The organism is Oceanobacillus indicireducens, from assembly GCF_014647195.1.
In the GTDB taxonomy this organism is placed as follows: domain Bacteria; phylum Bacillota; class Bacilli; order Bacillales; family Amphibacillaceae; genus Oceanobacillus; species Oceanobacillus indicireducens.
In genome coordinates, this window is sequence record NZ_BMOS01000013.1 from 101033 (window position 1) to 102626 (window position 1594).

The following is a 1594-nucleotide window of genomic DNA, read 5'->3' on the forward strand; positions in this document are numbered from 1 at the left end:
TGTTAAATTAACATAGTTCATTTTTTCCGGGTTTTTGACTAATAAGCCAATGAGGATAAAATGTATTTGGAACCCCAATTATCTGGAGTCTTACCAGTGAAATGAATGGCAATCTGACTTGGGATGTCTGACCAGAGATAAAATAAATTGAATATATGATAACCGAAAAATAAAATGGAGATGGTGGAAAGAGTTATTTTAAAACGCTTGTTTCTCATTTTACTTTTCCCCCGTTTTAGACTTTTCCCCACGCTCTATCACCCCAATCTTCGCACTGACAAACTTCGCAAAAATTGCTGCCTGAATTTCTCCTCCAGTATACAAAAAATCCAATATTTAATAATCTTTGTTACAGTGCGGTTTTGTGTTTAGATATACGTCTGAGATGGCGGAATAATAAAAGATATATTATTTCTTATTGAAGGAACCATCCATTAGTGCAAATCTATTTCTATAAGGGTAAACTCATGGAGATTGTTCTAATGTTAAAGCCCAATTTCTCATAAAGTTTAATGGCTTGATTACCCGCAAATGCACTTAGACGAACCTCAGGGTATCCATTTTCTCTTAGTTCATCAATAGCAGTTCTCAATAATTGTTTAGAAACTCCATTTCCTCTAAATTCTTCCAAAACGAATAATTCATAAATAAAACCATTCATCTTATCAGTGAATTGGTCTCTACTTTCTCCTATAAGGATCCAACCCATTAGTTTACCTTCCTCAATTGCTATTAAATAATAGCTTCCTTTTTCCAATAATGGTTCAATAAGACTTTTAATTTTTTCATTTGTGGGTCTTACTTCACCTAATGTACCATCGAATAAGGCTTGCGGAGATAGTTGAATAATCTTTTCAAGTTCAGAACCATTTGGTCTTCTAATATCCATTCTAAAGTATTCCACTCACTTCAATCCGATTTAAACTTCTTTTAAATCTAATGAGATTCTATTTGTTCATTTCTAAATTGGGTATGATGTTTTTTTCTTTTTGATACATTAACTAACAAAAGTGTACCGAAGAGCCCAATAATAGTCATAGCACTCAGTAAAATTATTATGGAGGAATTGCTTATTAAAAAAGAACCAATTACCGGACCTAAAAAATAAGCTAAATTGCTACCGATACCAGTTATTGAAAAATAAGTGCCTCTATTATTTTCATCAGATAATTCTACAGTAAGTGTTTGGAGTTTAGGTCCAAGAATCAACTCTCCTAATGTGAGTACGATCATACCAATATACCAAAACATCGAAGAAAACGAAGTAAATAAAAACAAAATAGGTCCAGTACTAAATAGTATTCCACCCATCATAAAACCGGTTGTTTCATTAAACTGTTTTATTACGTACCCAACAAATGGTTGTAATGTTAGTATTAAGATAGTCCCGATAGAAAGCATTACTCCTATTACTTCAATTCCATTGCCTTGAGTCAATTCAATATGCTGAGCTAAACTACTTTCAATTTGAGATTCAATAAAAAAAATACAAAAGTTGACGAATAGTAATAATACCAATACTCTGTGCATCTTTATAAAAGACATTCCTGTAAACTAGCACATTATTCCAGGTCATCTATTTCAAACTAATTCA

At 32.1% G+C, this 1594-nt stretch carries 3 protein-coding genes; all 3 read right to left on the bottom strand.

Translation table 11 applies throughout. The features are described from left to right. Positions 1–38: 38 nt before the first annotated feature. The 3 genes from IEX94_RS10890 to IEX94_RS10900 all read right to left on the bottom strand — a co-directional run bounded on the left by IEX94_RS10890 (position 39) and on the right by IEX94_RS10900 (position 1518). A complete protein-coding gene (locus IEX94_RS10890; protein ID WP_188857198.1) occupies positions 39–218 on the bottom strand; it encodes a DUF1648 domain-containing protein in 180 nt (59 codons plus the stop codon). A 233-nt stretch (positions 219–451) separates the two neighbouring features. Next, positions 452–889, bottom strand: coding sequence for a GNAT family N-acetyltransferase (locus IEX94_RS10895; RefSeq protein ID WP_188857214.1), 438 nt, complete (start codon positions 887–889; stop codon positions 452–454). A 47-nt stretch (positions 890–936) separates the two neighbouring features. Further along, positions 937–1518, bottom strand: a complete 582-nt coding sequence (locus tag IEX94_RS10900) for an MFS transporter (RefSeq protein ID WP_194461807.1) — start codon at positions 1516–1518, stop codon at positions 937–939. Between the last annotated feature and the right edge of the window lie 76 nt (positions 1519–1594).